The 16,224-nt window shown below is 66.1% G+C and carries 7 protein-coding genes; 5 read left to right on the top strand and 2 right to left on the bottom strand.

The genetic code is table 11. From position 1 onward, the window contains the following. Positions 1-160: 160 nt before the first annotated feature. Genes ABZW14_RS15865 through ABZW14_RS15885 form a run of 5 tightly spaced genes read left to right on the top strand, consistent with a single transcriptional unit; the run spans position 161 to position 10,325 of the window. Complete coding sequence (locus tag ABZW14_RS15865) at positions 161-1,639, top strand: ATP-binding protein (protein ID WP_355346105.1); 1,479 nt, start codon at positions 161-163, stop codon at positions 1,637-1,639. A 49-nt stretch (positions 1,640-1,688) separates the two neighbouring features. Then, a complete protein-coding gene (locus tag ABZW14_RS15870) occupies positions 1,689-4,481 on the top strand; it encodes a Z1 domain-containing protein (protein ID WP_355346108.1) in 2,793 nt (930 codons plus the stop codon). After that, entirely contained in the window at positions 4,478-5,485 is a 1,008-nt protein-coding gene (locus ABZW14_RS15875; RefSeq protein WP_355346111.1) for a PD-(D/E)XK motif protein, read from the top strand. The genes ABZW14_RS15870 and ABZW14_RS15875 overlap by 4 nt, the downstream gene beginning before the upstream one ends. Next, positions 5,482-7,491: an AIPR family protein gene (locus ABZW14_RS15880; RefSeq protein ID WP_355346114.1), complete on the top strand. Its 2,010-nt coding sequence runs from the start codon at positions 5,482-5,484 to the stop codon at positions 7,489-7,491. The genes ABZW14_RS15875 and ABZW14_RS15880 overlap by 4 nt, the downstream gene beginning before the upstream one ends. Positions 7,492-7,529: 38 nt before the next feature. After that, a complete protein-coding gene (locus ABZW14_RS15885; protein WP_355346117.1) occupies positions 7,530-10,325 on the top strand; it encodes a sigma factor-like helix-turn-helix DNA-binding protein in 2,796 nt (931 codons plus the stop codon). A gap of 71 nt (positions 10,326-10,396) precedes the next feature. Here ABZW14_RS15885 and ABZW14_RS15890 read toward each other — a convergent pair whose 3' ends face one another. Beyond that, a complete protein-coding gene (locus ABZW14_RS15890) occupies positions 10,397-10,723 on the bottom strand; it encodes a hypothetical protein (RefSeq protein WP_355346120.1) in 327 nt (108 codons plus the stop codon). Positions 10,724-11,354: 631 nt separating this feature from the next. Continuing rightward, positions 11,355-16,055, bottom strand: coding sequence for an AAA domain-containing protein (locus ABZW14_RS15895; RefSeq protein ID WP_355346123.1), 4,701 nt, complete (start codon positions 16,053-16,055; stop codon positions 11,355-11,357). Between the last annotated feature and the right edge of the window lie 169 nt (positions 16,056-16,224).

Below are 16,224 nucleotides of genomic sequence, written 5' to 3' on the forward strand. Positions count from 1 at the left end.
TGCGGGGCTGACTGAGAGCAGCGTCAACTACCTATACTGTGACCTCCGCCCCAAGCATCGAGGTGCGCCGAGATCCGGCTACTGCTGGCTGGACTAGGCGGCAACGAACGTGACTGTGCGGCACCGACAAGGTTCCTGCACCGACTGGAGCCGACCTGCCTTGAGCTACGACATCGCGAACCCCGATCCCGCGGGCACGATCACGTCACTGCGGTCGTTCGGTTACAGCGTCGAGGCGGCTGTGGCAGACCTGGTCGACAACAGCGTCTCCGCCGGCGCCCGCCACATCGGCGTCTTTTTCACCTGGGCGGGCCCCGCCTCATGGGTCGCAGTGGTGGACGATGGCCGGGGGATGACAGCTGAGGAACTGGTCACTGCGATGACCGTCGCGGCCCGGGGCTCTTTCCAGGCTCGGCCGTCGGAGGACCTTGGACGCTTCGGCATGGGGCTGAAGAGCGCTTCGTTCTCGCAGGCGGCCCGCCTCACGGTAGGCACGAAAGCGGGAGTCGACTCGGGAGAGGCAGTCCGGACGTGGGACCTGTCAGTGGTCTCCGAGACCAGTGAGTGGCGGCTGCTGCACGGAACCGACGAGGAGACCGGCACGGTTCTAAAGCAACTCCGGCCCGATGGTTATGCCGGAACGACCGTTATCTGGCGAGACCTGCACCGGTTCGCCGTGGACGGCCTGACCGCAGAGGACCCGCGGGCGCAGAAACAGTTCTACGCGGAGGCGACCCGAGTCGAGGAGCACTTGGGCATGGTGTTCGCGCGGTTCCTCGTGGGCAGGAACCGGATCGCAATGACCGTCAACGGCACACCGGTCAAAGCCTGGGATCCCTTCCTGAGCGGCCACCCGTCGGTCCAGCGACTACCGGCAGAGGAGCTGCCCGTCGGCAACCACACGGTCCGCATCGAGCCGTTCATCCTGCCGCACCCCAAGAAGCTCGATCCCGAGCAGCAGCAACAGGCTGCTGGCCCGGGAGGCTGGCTGGACCAGCAGGGCTTTTACGTGTATCGGCGGGACCGACTGATCCTGGCCGGCGACTGGCTGGGCGTCCGCGGTTTCCGACGGGACGAGCGGTACAACCTGGCGCGCATCATCGTCGACGTCCCGGCTGAGGCCGACGCCGATTGGGCCATCGACGTGCGAAAGTCCACTGCGGTGCCCCCTGTCGGTGTTCGACGGCACCTTCAACGAATCGGTACAGCCGCGCGGAGCCGAGCGGCCGAGGTGCTCAGCCACCGGGGACGGATTGCTGCTCGCGAGCACGGTGCGGAGTTCGTTTACGCCTGGCGTGTCGACAAAAGAGACGGCAACATCCGCTGCCGCATCAATCGGGATCACCCACTTGTGCGAGAGGTGCTACACGGCGGCCCGGATGCAGCGATCGACGCCAAAGCGCTCATCCGCCTGCTCGAGGAGACCGTCCCGGTTGCCGCGCTCCGGATCATGCACGAAGGCGACGTGACGGACGACCCAGAACCCTTCCTGGGCGCTCCCTCGAAGGAGGTGAGCGACGTGGCCAATCGGATCTACGCAGCCTTCGTCGCCCAAGGGCGTACGCCGCGGGAAGCGAGGGAGCGACTTGCTCTGATGCCGCCCTTCGATCAGTTCGACGGCTTCTGGCAGCACCGCTGACAACGCACCACATCTCATGACGCAACCGGACCTATCTGCGGAGGGCGCAGTGACGACCAGCAGCCATGAGCAGGACAGCGCCCTTGAGCAGGCCATCAGGCTCGTTCTCGCGTTCCTGCCCCAGGATCGGCAGGCGACCCCGACGGAGGTTGCCAAGGGCGTCGACATGGTCTGGGCCATGCAGGGCTCCCAGGGGCTGGTGCTTGAGAAGGAAATCCTGCTCAAGGAGATTCAGTCGCGGGTTGTGGTATGGCAAGACGACTCCGTCGGGCTGAAGGACGACCGCAACCACGTCGAGTGGCTGACCGAGGCACAGCTAGAGCGCAGCTGGGACTTCTGGGACCGCTACCGTCGGTACCTCGAGGATGTTCGTCTCATGCCGCCACGCGTAGTCAGGAAACTCGACCAAAGCACGGCGCGGGTGCTTCGCCAGCTGGAGGATCCTCGGCGCCCAGGGCCGTGGCGGCGGACCGGCATGGTTGTCGGGCAGGTCCAGTCGGGCAAGACCGGCAACTTCATCGGGCTGGCCTGCAAGGCTGCCGATGCCGGTTACAAGCTCATCGTGATCCTGGCAGGCATCCACAACAGTCTGCGGAGCCAGACCCAGCTGCGGGTTGACGAAGGCCTCCTCGGGTTCGATACCCAGTACCAGCACCGTTACGACGAGGCGACCAAGACGGCACGGATCGGCGTAGGTGTGATGCCCGGCGTGAAGCGGCTGAAGATCGCTTCGCTCACGAACAGTGCCGAGAACGGAGACTTCCGGCGGGACATCGCCACCAAGATCAACCTGCCTATCGGGGACTACCCGGTGGTTCTCGTTATCAAGAAGCACAAGAGCATCCTCGAGTATGTACGGAAGTGGATCGTCGAGGTCGACGGTGAGCTGAAAGGCGACGGCAAGACAAAAGTCGTCCGTGACGTCCCACTTCTCGTGATCGACGACGAGGCGGACCACGCCTCCGTCGACACGAGCAAGGATGACGAGACCGACCCGACAAAGATCAACGCCGGGATCAGACACCTGCTCAGCAGCTTCGAGAAGGCTGCCTACGTCGGATACACAGCCACCCCGTTCGCCAACATCTACATCAAGCCAAAGGCCGACCACGACCTCTTCGGCTTGGACCTCTTTCCCGAGAGCTTCATCGAGAGCCTCTCCGCCCCTTCCAACTACCTTGGCCCCGAGCGGGTGTTCGGCCTCAGTCGTACGGACGACGAGGACGTTGAACCGCTCCCCATCTTCCGTCCGGTGGGAGACCACGAGTCCTGGATGCCACAGAAGCACAAAAAGGACTGGGCGCCGCCGGAGGAGAAGTTTCCTCAATCGCTTCGCGAGGCACTTCACGCCTTCGTGCTCACCTGCGCCGCCCGCGCGGCGCGGGGACAGGACAAGCAGCACAACTCAATGCTGGTACATGTGACCCGGCTGGTGAACGTGCAGAACCGGGCCCGCGAACAGATCGACGACTACATCGGCCTGATGCGCGACCGCCTTCGCGACACGATGAGCGACCAAGCCACGAAGGTTCTCACTGAGCTTCGTGACCTCTGGGAGAGCGACTTCGTGCCGACGAGCGAGAAGTGCGGAACAGACGCCAGTCCGTCCACGCCGTGGCACGCCGTCGAGAAGAGCCTGCGAGCTGCGCTGCTGAAGATCCAGGTGCGGGCGATCAACGGCAGTTCCCGTGATGCCCTCGAGTACTACGAGCAGCGCAAAAAGGGCCTGTCTGTGATCGCCGTCGGTGGCGACCGGCTCTCCCGCGGCTTGACCCTCGAAGGCCTGAGTGTCAGTTATTACCTCCGCGCCTCGAACACCTACGACACTCTCCTGCAGATGGGGCGCTGGTTCGGCTACCGCCCGGGCTACGAGGATCTCTGCCGGCTGTACACCACTTGGGACTTGTGGAACGCCTACGCCGAGATCACTGCGGCGGACAACGAGCTGCGCAGCGACTTCGCGGCTATGGCGGACATGGGCGCTACGCCGGAAAGCTTTGGCCTTCGGGTCCGAACCTCCTCCGCCGGCTTGACCGTGACCGCTGCCAACAAGATGCGACGTGGCGTCAAGGTGCGACTGAGCTATTCAGGAGAGCTTCCGGAGACAACCACCTTCAGCCTCCGGCCGGACGTCGTTCAACGGAACTTCGACAACCTCGAACGCTTTGTCACGTCCTTGGACGAGCGGACCAACGCAGATGATGACCTGACCAGCCTTGTGTGGAAGAAAATTCCGGCAGCCGACATCATCGACAACTTCCTTGAGGGCTACGTTCCTGACCGCGGCTCCTACCGCGTCAGGCCGGCCCTAATCGCGGAGTACGTCCGCCGGTGCGCCGCACTCGGAGAGCTTTCCCGCTGGACCGTACGGCTTGTTGGCACGCCGAACGGAACGCCCTTGAAGGTAGGCGCCTATACAGTTGCCCTAGTCAAACGCTCCAGCCCCAAGGGCCATGTGGACGAGGCGGACCGGCACACCATCAAGCGGGTGCTGAGCCCTCCGGACGAAAGCCGGGACCTTGCTCGGAGCTTGTTCAACAAAGCGCTTGAAGCGACGAAGCTCGCGCGCCTCCGCGAGGCTGAACGCACAGGCAAGGAACTTACGATTCCCACCGTGCCGACCGGCGAACCGCTCCGGAGGTTCAGGCCCGTGGACCAGCCCCTTCTCCTGATCTACCCAATCAAGCACCCGAACTGGGCCCCCGACAAGCAACTTCCCCCGCTGGTCGGTTTCGCCATCAGCTTCCCGTTCTCGGCGCACCCCACTGAAACCGAGTACGTGGTCAATGATATCTGGAGACAGCAGGGGCTCGACATTTACGACGAGGCAGATGCCGAGTGAGGTTCAGCGAGAGCGACTGGGCTCCGCTCGAGGCGGAGCAACATCCGTACGGGATCGTCAAGCGCCGTCTATTTCCACGCTCAGACCATGACATCTTCCTTGCTGTTCAGCAGCCGGCCGGCATGCGGATGCTGCTGCTCACCGTTTCGGCCACCGCCGCCGAAGAACTTCTGCGCCAGCACCCAGTCCTGCCACGAACCAAGGGTCTCTCGCTCCAGCTCGCCCCGACCAGCGATGGAAGTAACGAGCTTCAGGTGGTACTCACCGCCAAGGAGCGGCGAGAGGTCTTCAACCCTCTTATCACCGATATCGCCGCCGCTGCAGCTGCGCAAGACGGGCCAGAGGGAGCCGTCCGAGCGGCCATCGAACGCTTCGAGCACTGGCGCCGGCTGCTGCAGTCGATCGGCGACAGCGGGCTCGGTGCCGAAGCTCGCCGTGGCCTCTTCGGCGAGCTGATCATCCTCCGGGATCAAGTGCTGCCCGTTGCCGGCGCCGTAGCCGCGGTCTCGGCATGGCGTGGGCCGACCGGCTCTGACCAGGACTTCCAACTGTCGACGTGTGCAGTCGAGGTTAAGACCGGAGCTGGAATGAACCCGCGAAGCATTGCAATCGCAAGTGAGCGTCAGCTCGACGACACAGTTGCGGGACAGCTGCTCCTCGCTCATCTGTCAGTTGACGAGCGGCAGGGTGGTCCGGGGAAGTCACTCAACGACGTTGTAGAGGATCTGCTCGGAGATTTGGGGACGGGGCAGGCTGGCAGCGACTTCTCCGACCTGCTCGTCTGTGCCGGTTACCTTTCTGAGCATCGGCACCTGTACGACGAGCCACGCTACTCCATCCTGCGGACCGACTTCTGGCACGTCACCGGCGAGTTCCCCCGCATCGTGGAGTCGGACCTCCGCCCAGGAGTTGGCAGCTGCAGCTACCGCATCAGTCTCGTCGGCTTGGACAAGTACGGTGTCACCGCCGAGCGGGTCGCCGGCATCATGAAGGGGGAGGCGTGAGCCAGAACGAACTGTCGGTCTATGCCCAAGATCTCATCGCCGATGTGCTCGCGACGGCCGAGGCAGAGAATTCCACCGCTCCGGACACCTTCACCCGTCGCGTGCTCGACGAACTTGAGCAGGCCGGCGAGATCGAGAACACATTCAGTGCGTATCACCGGGCCCACGGGCTGGAGGTCAACGGCTACGGCACGAACGAGTCCCTAGGGACCCTCGACCTCTTCATCACCCATTTCAGCCTGAAGCCCGAGGAAGAGCGGCTGGCGCGGGCCCAGGTCGACACGTTGTTCAAGCGGCTGTTGACCTTCGTCCGTAGATGCCGTGACGGTCTTGCGCGCGACATCGACGAGTCCTCCGATGTACATGACATGTGTGCCGCGGTCGAAAAGGCCCTGCCGGATGCTCCCCGAATCCGCCTTTTCCTTCTCACCGACGTCGTCAGCGCTGTCTCCGCCATCCCTCCCGGCGACTTGGACGGCCTGCAGGTCAGCCACGAGATCTGGGACCTGAACCGCCTTCATCGGCTAGCCTCTTCCGGCACGCTCAGCGAACCGATCGTGGTTGAGTTCGATCCGCCGCTGCCATGCCTAGCTACCCCGGAAACAGACCGCAACTACTCGGTGTTCCTGGCCATCATCCCCGGGCAGGAGCTGGCCAACCTCTACGGCAAACACGGCACACGCCTGCTCGAGCTCAACGTTCGCTCCTTCCTCCAAACCAAGGGCGGCGTGAACCGAGGCATCCGCGACACCCTGCTGCACAACCCAGATCGTTTCCTGGCTTACAACAACGGCATCACCGCCACTGCCTCCACGGTGGAGTTCACCCAGCTCCCCGGCGGCGGCCAAGCGATAAGCAGGGTCCACGAACTCCAGATCGTCAATGGCGGCCAGACCACGGCGTCGATCCACTATGCGCAGACCAGGGACAGAGCGGACCTCAGCAGGGTCCACGTCCAGATGAAGCTGACCCGAGTCTCCAAAGATCGACTGCCGGAGATCGTCCCTGAGATCTCCAAGTACTCGAACACTCAGAACAAGGTCACGGTCGTCGACTTCAGCTCAAACCACCCATTCCATGTGGGCATCGAGAAGGTCACACGATCGCTCTGGGCTCCTGCGCTGGACGGCAGTGGACAGGAGACCCGCTGGTTCTATGAGCGCGCGCGGGGTCAATACACGGACGCGCTGGCCCGTGAACGCACACCGGCCAACCAGCGCAAGTTCAAGGCTCTCCACCCCCTCGCTCAGAAGTTCACCAAGGCCGACGCCGCAAAGTACATCCATTCCTGGGCCGGTCTCCCATACCTGGTCAGTCGAGGAGCTGAAAAGAACTTCCGCGAGCTGATGGTGCGCATGGGGGACAACACGCCGGACGTGAACGTCAGCTTCGGCCAGCGACTGATCGCGAAGGCCGTCCTGTTCAAGGCCACGGACAAGATCATCGCTGCTCAGGACTTCGGCGGATACAAGATCAACATTACCTCCTACTCGATCGCTCGCCTCGCCGAGGCGACGAATCGCCGGATTGACCTGGACCGTATCTGGCGGGAGCAGCGCCTCAGTCCCGCGCTCGCCGCCGCCTTGGAGGAGCTGTGCGTGCCCGTGCGCGAGGTCATCGTCAACCCTCTTCGGGGCGGCACCAACATCGGTGAGTGGGCGAAGCGTCCGGATTGCTGGGAAGCCGTCCTCGGCATCCCGTGGACGGTGCCAGATGATCTCACCGCAGAGCTGGCTGACCAGCCGGTCGAGGACAGCAGCCCCGCCGGGCTGGACAACGACACCACTGGCGACGTCGCAGCGGTCATGGCCATTACCGCGGCAGAGTGGTTCGCCGTGGCGCGTTGGGCAAAGGAGACGCGCAACCTGCAGCTGTGGCAGCGCCAGCTGGCCGACAACGTGGGCCGTTACGTCAACAACAGCTGGGACATCACGGAGAAGCAGGCGGCCCAAGCCCTTCGGCTCATCGAAGAGGCGAAGCGGCTGGGCTTCCACGCCGCCTCCTGATAAGCAATTGGCTCGGCGTCGAGCGCGCACATGAGGGGATGACTGTGACCAGCGCAGCACTCGGAGACCTACCTCCTGAGGCGTATCACGACGCGCCCTGGACCCGGCTGCTGCCGTGGCTGGCCCCGTACACGCCCGCGACAGCGCGCGAGCTCACGGACCTGACTCCTTCGCCTGACTGGTGGCTCACGGAGTCGCCGGCCCTCACGACGATGACGGCTGAACACGAGGCGCTGTGCCGTCACCTCGCCCGACTGTTCGTAGTCCGTCATCCGACGGCCGCCTTCGGTCCCAGCTTCCCCTCAGTCCCCCGCCAGCTGCCCCTGTCCACGATCGCGACCAGCTCCAGGGTTGGGACCGCGTTCCAGCGCCTGCAGGTGCAGACCGTCGCCGACCTCGGGCAACTGTCGGTCAGGGATCTTTACGATGTCCGCGGCACGGGACAGGGCACGGTTGAGGATGCAGTCACCGCCTTGGTCTCGGCCGCGATCGTCCGATCCGGTGAGCTGGTCGAGTGGGAACACGCGGGAGAAGACCTAGAGTCAGACGCCGCCACACCGGAGGTGCAGTTGCCACCGGCCCAGCTTCAACTGCTGGAAGACCTCAGTCAGCTGGCCTCGTGGCACCACATCCGGCGGCGTGGAAAAGAGCCGCTGCTGAAGGTCTTCATTGAGGACGGGGTGCCCGAGCAGATCCAAGAGGTGGCTCTCCGACTCAACTCACTCACCGCTGCAGACATCTCTGCGGAGAGTGGAAGCGCCGATCCGGTACTGGAGTTCACTGCGCTTTTATCCGAGCTTGACGACCGGCAAGTACGCATCCTGCGCGACCGGTTCCTCGGCAGGCCGCCGAAAACTCTCGCCGAGCTGGCAAGCGAGTTCAAGGTCACACGCGAGCGTGTCCGCCAAGTCGAAGGAAAACTGAAAGAGCTTCTCGGGCGCACATTCCATTTCGGCACAGGAATTGGCAACCTTCTCGCCAGTCTCCGCACCGAGATCCAACCGATCGCGGCCTTGGACCGCCTCATCACCCTGCACCCAGACCTCGCCCGTGATGTGCCTGGTGTGGACGCGCCCCTGTGGCTCGTCCTCGACCGTCTAGACGACTACTTCGAGGTGACGGACGGGTGGGCGGCCGCTCCCGACGTCACCGCGGCCCGCGAGCAGACTCGGATCCTGCTTGAGGACTTCGCAACCGAGCATGGACTTGTGGACCTTGCTGCGGTGACCGCTTCCACAGCCATGCCGAAGGCTGAGCTGGTCGCATGGCTCAGTTGGTGCGGCTACGTGCTGCACAACGATCAGATTCTCACTCGCACGCGCTCACTCAACGACCATGCGGCGGGTCTCCTGGCAGCTACGGGCGAGCCCCTCAAGACCGAGGAGCTGCACCAGGAGATGGGACGGGAAACCACCATCCGCAGTCTCGCCAACGCTCTGGCAGCAGACGATCGATTCATCCGGACGGACCGGTCCACTTGGGGGCTGGCGAGCTGGGACGTGGAGGAGTACACGTCGATCAAACAGCAGATCGGACTCGAACTCGCCGCCGCTGGTGGACACATCGAGATCAGCCGCTTGGTGGAGTCGATTACAAGCCGCTTCAACGTGTCGCCAAGCAGCGTCCAGGCTTACGCTGGCAATGGGGACTACGAGATTGTTGATGGTGTCGTACGGCGACGGGAAGCACCCGCGGCACCTCGCAAGGCTCCCAGCGCTACGCGCCGACTCTTCCGACACGGCGACGTCTGGAAATTCCGTATCACAGTCACTCGCGATCACCTTCGCGGTTCCGGCTTCCCCCTGCCATCTGGTGTCGCCAGCCTGGTTGGCTGCAACCAAGGTGACGTGGTCGAGCTGGATTCGGAGCTCGGTACTCAGACCATTCGCTGGACGGGGCTGCAGCCGGCAAGCGGCACGATCAAGAGATTCCTGGACCAGATGCGGGCCTGGGAAGGCCGGACGGCCTTTCTCGAGTTCCGTCCATACGGCCGCTTCGGCCTGACGCTCAACCAGCCGCTCGATCCCGGGGCGCACCCGTTGGTGCAGGCTTTGGCACTCGTCGGCGCCGAGCGTGTCAGCGACGCTGAGGCCGCGAAGGCAACCCTCGCCGCAGCGGTCGACCTACCGCCCGACGCCAAGCCCCGTCGCATCCTGGCGACTTACCGCCAGCGCGGCGATGACGACGTCTCAGCCCTTCTCGAACAGGTCTGGACGCGTCAGCGGCACCCATGGACGGGTCAGGAGGTCGGCGTCGACGGCCAAGCCGAAACGGCAACCTCCCAGACCGGTCTGCCACGGCAGGTGCAAGATTCCACCACGAATCGGGCCGATGACGTCGACGATCTGGGCGTTGAGGATGGGGCCGTCCGGGATCCGGCTCCCACTGCTCAGTTGGAGCCGGAGGAGGAGCAAAGCTCATCCTGGTTGCCGGTGCCAGCCGGTTTCCGGAGCGCCGGTTGGATCCGCCCTCATGAGGCGGAAGCAGCCGTCCTCGCTTATCAACTTCACACCGACGTGCCCGTTCAGGATGGTGACGAGCTCGCGGGTTGGGCTCGTTACGTTGATGAGGACTCCAAGAACGTCTCCGAGTACCCCGCCAACGTAATGCTGGTGAGAACCCGCGCCCGCGGAGAGAAAAATGTTGGCTGGATCAGGGAGCTTGAAGCTTTTGGCATCACCCAGGCCTGTGCTGAGGGGCGCGCAGTGACGGTGACTGGGCTCAACGGCGAGACGCTCGGACTCGTGGAGTACCACACGCCAGGCAGCGAGGCGGCTGAGCGTTTCAGAAGCCCAACCAGGCTGCTTCGCGTCAACAGCCCGCATACAAGCTAAGGAGATGCATCCTCGGGCGGCCGTCGGTTTCACAGCGTGGAGACGACGGCCGCCTCAGTTGCCCTTAGGGATCACGACGATGCGGCGTTCAAGCGGCTGCGGGCGGCCGCCAACTCCTCCTCGGTGAACAGAACCCGGAACTCAGGGCGAAGCACGAGGGCCTCCGCCGTGAGATCAACACGGCCTCGCTCCCATAGAGCAGTGAAGCCGTCGGACACCAAAGGGCTGCGCAGCAACTGCTGTGCGGTTGCCAGGCCCCCCTTTTCCGTCACGAGGCGTAGCAACAGACCTGGGTGGTAGCCCGCCTCGTCTCGTGACCGCTGGCAGATGCGAACCATCTCGCGATGAAACAGCGCTTCGAGGCTCGGGGGGTCGACCGCCCCGTTCGTACGAGCCATCGACGAGCCCGTAGCTACTTGCACCCGTTGGCTCACCTGTCGGGGCTCCGCCTCCCGTTGACGCTGGGAGAATCCGGGCCGAGCCGCTGGTTCGGGCTCGGCCGCGCGTGCGGCGTTTAACTCCGTATCTGTCGGCAGAGTGGGCTGCTCGGCTGGCGCCTTCTGAGCCTGACGGGGCGATCCGCTCTCCCAGGAAGATCGCAGCAGGCGGGTGACGCTACGGTTGCGAATTGCAGCCGAGCTGTTGGGCGCAAAGTACTGGACCATGCCCTCCCGCCGGCCGCCATCGCCGTTGCACGGGCTGCTCTTCCTGGTGCTCGCCGTTTGAATAACGGCCTCGGCTTCGCTATGACGCACCCAGCAGACGACTCGCGGGCCAGTTGCCTCTGCCCGGTCAATCCTCACATCAGCCCGATGAGGGCGATCTGCGGCGGAGGCATCCTGCTGGTATCGAGCCCAGCCCAGGACCTTGCCCCCATGTCGGATCGGAACGTCACAGCTCCGTCGATAGCTTTCGAGAGCGGCCATCGCCTCGTAGGGACGTAGCCAGGCAACGCTGCGGTAGCCGGGAGGCACCCATTCGTCGGCAGCATCCTCGTCTTGGTGCTCGTCCGCCTCTTCGGCCGTCGCTTCAGACACCTTCTGCGCCTGGGAACGTTCCGTTCGCGTACTGCCGCTTATGGCGGCCGATTCGGCAGGCGAAGAATCGACCTCCTTCTTCGGGCTCGTCGGCCTTTCGGAGGCCGCGGACATCACCGTACTGCTCGAAATCGAGGCCGAAGCGCCACCGCCCGCGGCGGGCGCGGTCTGAACGGGCTCGTCTGATGTTTCGACCCTGCCCGTGACGTGCCGGTCGTGCAGCTGCTGCTCTGCCACCCCCCCCGGCCACGGTCGCAGCGCGACCGTCGGCTCGCGAATCCTGAACGGATGTCATCAGCTCGTCATCGGCGGCGGCAGCTTCGGTGGCACTTGCCGACAACTCACTCCTATACGCCTCGCCGATCTCAGCCTTCACGGTCGCTGGTGCCTCGGTCCGGGGCTGTGGAACGGCAGGCTCCGGCACCGTTATCCCCAGCTCCTCGATACGTTGCCAGAGCGGCTCCAGTGCGGCCTCCGGATCCCGGCTGAACACACTCCCCCGGATCCGCACAAAGACGCAGGTGCCAACCCGCTCCAGCACTGCTTGCCGGCGCATGTCGCTCTCCCACTGGTCCGGCCCGTGGTACGCGTCACCGTCGCACTCGATGGCGAGCCGCCGCCCGTCCGGCGCGGGCAGGACGAAGTCGATCCGGTACGCGCCGATGCGGAACTGTGGCAACGGTCGGTACCCGCGGCGCAGCATGTGGCGCAGCACCTCGCGTTCGAAGTCGCTGTCGCAGCGTTTCTCCATGTCGTCATACGCCTCGTCGGCGGCGGTGACGTTCCGGCAGTAGGTGAGCAGCAGCCCGCGCGCGTCGTCCTCGCGCAGGTCGGCCGGCTGCACGGAGTGGAAGACCCACAGCTGGTCCCTTGCCCGGGAGGCGGCGACATTGACCCGCCGGTGATGGTCACGTTTGGTGAAGGCGGAGACCGGGCCGTGGTGGGGCTCCACGACCATCGACACCAGGACGATGTCCCGCTCGTCGCCTTGGAAGGTGTACGAGTCACCGACGCGAAGCCGGCGCCGTTCCATCTCCTCCTCGCCGATCTCCTCGCGGAGGCGGGTGAGCAGGTAGAGGGCCTGGCCGCTGGTGCTGAGCAGGCTCACCACCCCGATGCTGCGTCCCTCGTACGCGGGGTCGGCGACGATCGCCGCGACCCGTGCGACGAGGGCTTCGGCCTCGGGGACGTTGACGTCGCCGTAGCCAAGAACGCCCTGGCGGATGCCCTCCGGCACATGCACGGCGATGACGGGGTCGCCGATACCGGCGGGCCGGTCGGTGCGCAGCGGTTCGATCTCCCCGCCGTAGTACGTCTCGCTGGAGAACCCGATGATCGCGGGCACGGAGCGGAAGTGCTCGGTGAGCAGGATCCGCTCCGGAGAGCGTCGGACGGCGTGGTCGTAGAGGCTGCTCTCCGGGTCGAAATGCTCCGCGGAGGGCACGTCGACCAGGTGCGAGTTGATCAGGCCGGTGACCGTGCCTACGAACGACAGCTGCGGGCCGATCTGCTGGTCGTCCCCGACGACGACGGCCCGTTCGGCCAGGCTGAGGACGGGCAGGGAGAACATGTCGGCCTGCGACGCCTCGTCGACGATCACGACGTCGAAGTGCGCCCCGCCGGCGAACTGCTCGATGGCCCGGTCGACGGACATGACCCAGACCGGCACGGCGTCGACGGCGGCGCTCATGGCCCGCTGGGCGTGCGCCTGCCACTGGGCGGCGTTCTTTCCCGTGCCCTTGCCGATCTTGCGAAGGGCAGTGGTCCAGTCGGCGAGCGCGGCCCGCCGGCGGTCGTCGAGCGCAAGGGAAACCTCGAGCCAGGAGGAGGCGACGACGAGTTCCTGGGTGAGCCGCCGGATGCGGTCCCGCGTCTGCTCGACCCGCCGCCCGAGCGCCACCGGGTCGACGCTGCCCACGACGGCGTCGAACCAGGTCTGGGCGCGGCGCCACTGCCACCGGTGCAAACATTCGCCGCCGGAGCCGGTGAGGGCGGACGCCTCGCCAGCGTCAATCTCGGTGGTCCATGCGGGGGCCGCTTGGCGGAGCCGTTCAGCGAGGTCGACGAACCGTTGCGCATCCGGGCGTAGTCCGGCCAGACGCCGCACCTCGTCCAGGAGGCCGTCCCAGCCTTCGACGTCGGCCCGCTGGCGGCTCTGGTCAAGCAGCCGCCACAGCTCGCTCGCCTCGGCGTTCGACATGCCGTGCTGCAGCAGCGCACCGAGGTTCTGCTCGTCGGTGACCAGCCGGTCGTACTCGAAGACCGCCGTGCAACGAGCGACCGTGTCGGTGAGCGCCGCCAGCCGGCGTACGTCGACAGCCAGCTCAACCCGGGGCACCAGGCGGCGGATCGTCGCGTGCAGGGTGGGCCAGCGCCGGCGGTCCCAGTCCAGTGCGGTCGCCGCGTCGGTGAGCAGCCGGCCGGCCCAGAGTTCGGGTTCGCCGGTTTCCTGCGGCAGGTTGAGCCGGCTCCCCCACTCGGTCCACCGGGTGGCCACTTCCTGCCGGAGCCGCAGGCGGTTGACGTACGCGAGGACGACATCGACATCCTGGGTGGTACGCAGGATCTCACCGTCGATACGGCAGTCGGCCGCGAGCTTGGCCAGGGTCCCCTGGAAGAGTTTGCTGACGCCCTTGCCGGCGGCGAAGCGCTGACGCAGTTCGCCGAGCTGCGCCAGCAGCCAGCGCGGTTCGGCGAGGTGCGGATCGGAGACGGTCACCCGGTGCCCGGCAACCACCCGGGTCGACGCAGCGATCTCGGCGAGCGCGCGCCGGCAGGCCGCGACGTGATCCTCCCACATCGCCCGCCAGTTGGGATCGGCCTGCAGCAGCCTGGCAAGCCTGTCCGTCCAGGCGCCCTCGCGGGAGGCCAGGACCGCGAGCGCCTCGCGCAAGTGTCCGACCAGTTCGTCGAGCGCAGGCCGCCCGAACGCCCGCACCTCCGCGAGCGTCACCCCGTCCGCGATCAGCCGGTCGAGCTCGGCGCGGGTGGCGGCCAGTTCCCGCCGCGCGGCGAGGAGCGCCGAGGCGGTCGGCAGCGCGGCCGCCGTCGGCAGGTGCCGCAGCGACTGCGTGCGGTCCTGACGGACGGTACGGCGGGCGATGTCGAGCAGGTCGGTGAACTCCTCGACGGTGAGCGGGGCGTCGAGGTGCGGCGGGATCTCGTCGGGAATGTCGCCGTACCGGCCGGCGCGGTCTCGCAGCCAGCTGCCGACGTCGCTCGGCGACAGCCGAATCCCGTCGATCTCGTACTGTGCGGACTCGTTCTCGGCGAGGCTGCGCAGCGCTCCGAGCGCCTGGCCGAGGTCCCGTTCGGCTTCCTCGAGCTGCCGTCGCAGCCGGTCCACCCGCTGCTGCTCGCTGGGCCGGTCCAGGGTTGCGCCCCGGTCGGAGAGTTCCCGCGCGGCGAGCTGGAGCTGGACGAGCTGGTCGGTGGAGCGGCCGAGTACGGCCAGGCAGAGCGACTGGATTTCCTGAGGCAGACCGTCGCGCAGGACACGCAGCGGGTCCTCCTTCTGGGCAACCACGAGCACCCGCTTACCGTGAGCCATCAGGTGGCAGATCAGGTTGCGGATGGTGTGGGTCTTGCCGGTGCCGGGCGGGCCCTGGACGGCCACGTTGCGGTGCTGGGCGAGCCGGCGGGCGATGGACTCCTGCGCCTCGTTGGTGGGCAGCGGCATGAGCAGCCGCTCACCCAGCGGCGTCCACCGGGCCGGCTGGTCGTGCGGCATCTCCAGGCGGCTCGGCTCATGCGCGAGGATGGCAGCAAGCGCACCGATGCTCGCCGTGTCACCGCTCAACAAGCGAGCACGCAGTTCCTCGAGGAAGCGGCGCAGCATCCGCTGCCGAGGCCGGACGAAGAGCACTCCGGTGTCGTGGACGTACGAGTTGGCGGGGGCGAGAGCGTCGGCGGCGCGAAGGGTCGGGTCGAGCCCGAGTCGGCGCAGCGCCCGTTCGAGGAACTCCTGACGGGTGAAGTCGTCCCAGACGTCGAGGTCGAGCTGACCGCCGGAGCCTGCGAGGTCGAGCAGCTGGCTGAGGTACCGCTCGTCGAGGCCGGTCAGCGGGTCGGCCTGGAGCCGTCCGGCGCCCTGCGGCACCACCGTGATCATCGACCGGTCGGCGTCGAACTCGATGGCCACCGGGGTCACGATCAGCGGGTACTGCACGCGGTTTGCGCCCACGTCCGTGCGCAGGACGCCATGCCCCCACACCAGCTCGTGGGTGGCCGCGTTCATGTCGACGCGGTGCTTGAGGTCGAACAGGCTCCGGTGCAGCCGACGTACAGCCTCCGTACGCCGAGCCTCCTCGGCCCACGGGCGCCAGTCTCGCTCCCGCCATTGCTCGAACCGCTCACGCAGACGCTCGACCGTCTCCTCGTCGCCAGCCAGCTGCGGTTCGGTCTCGTACGACAGCGGTCCGGCGACACACGGGCTCAATTCCGCGGGTGGCCGAAGCTGCTTCGGCGCGGTCGGGAGACCGACCCGCAGCCAGGTGCTGCCGTCGGGCGAGACACCCACCTGGCAGTCCGCGTGGGCAGGTAGTTCGTGCTGCCAGAACGCGTCGGCCTGCGGCACCGTCCGGCCGGGCTTCTCCATCTGGGCGCGGACGGCCATCAGATAGTCGACCAGGGAGGTGGCACGGTCCAGGATCAGCGCCGGTGATTCCGTGGTGGACGGTGAGCGGGAGAGCATGTGGCACCCTTGCGTTCTGGCGGGTCGGACTGGCCCGGTGACGAGGTCTGGTCCGATGTCAGCACACGTGATGCGGCACTACCACCTCCCCACCGGCGGTATCCGAAACACTACCTGCGGCACGCCAGCCACCGGGACCCCGAGCGTTCACCCGATCGGGCGGCTCCGT

It is taken from the genome of Micromonospora sp. NPDC004551 (assembly GCF_040609975.1).
Taxonomy (GTDB): domain Bacteria; phylum Actinomycetota; class Actinomycetes; order Mycobacteriales; family Micromonosporaceae; genus Micromonospora.

Bases quoted from the DNA above. Each gene is read 5' to 3' on its own strand.
- ABZW14_RS15890 (WP_355346120.1), bottom strand. From the start codon at position 10,723: ATGGCTCGTACGAACGGGGCGGTCGACCCCCCGAGCCTCGAAGCGCTG.
- ABZW14_RS15895 (WP_355346123.1), bottom strand. From the start codon at position 16,055: ATGCTCTCCCGCTCACCGTCCACCACGGAATCACCGGCGCTGATCCTG.
- ABZW14_RS15885 (WP_355346117.1), top strand. From the start codon at position 7,530: ATGACTGTGACCAGCGCAGCACTCGGAGACCTACCTCCTGAGGCGTAT.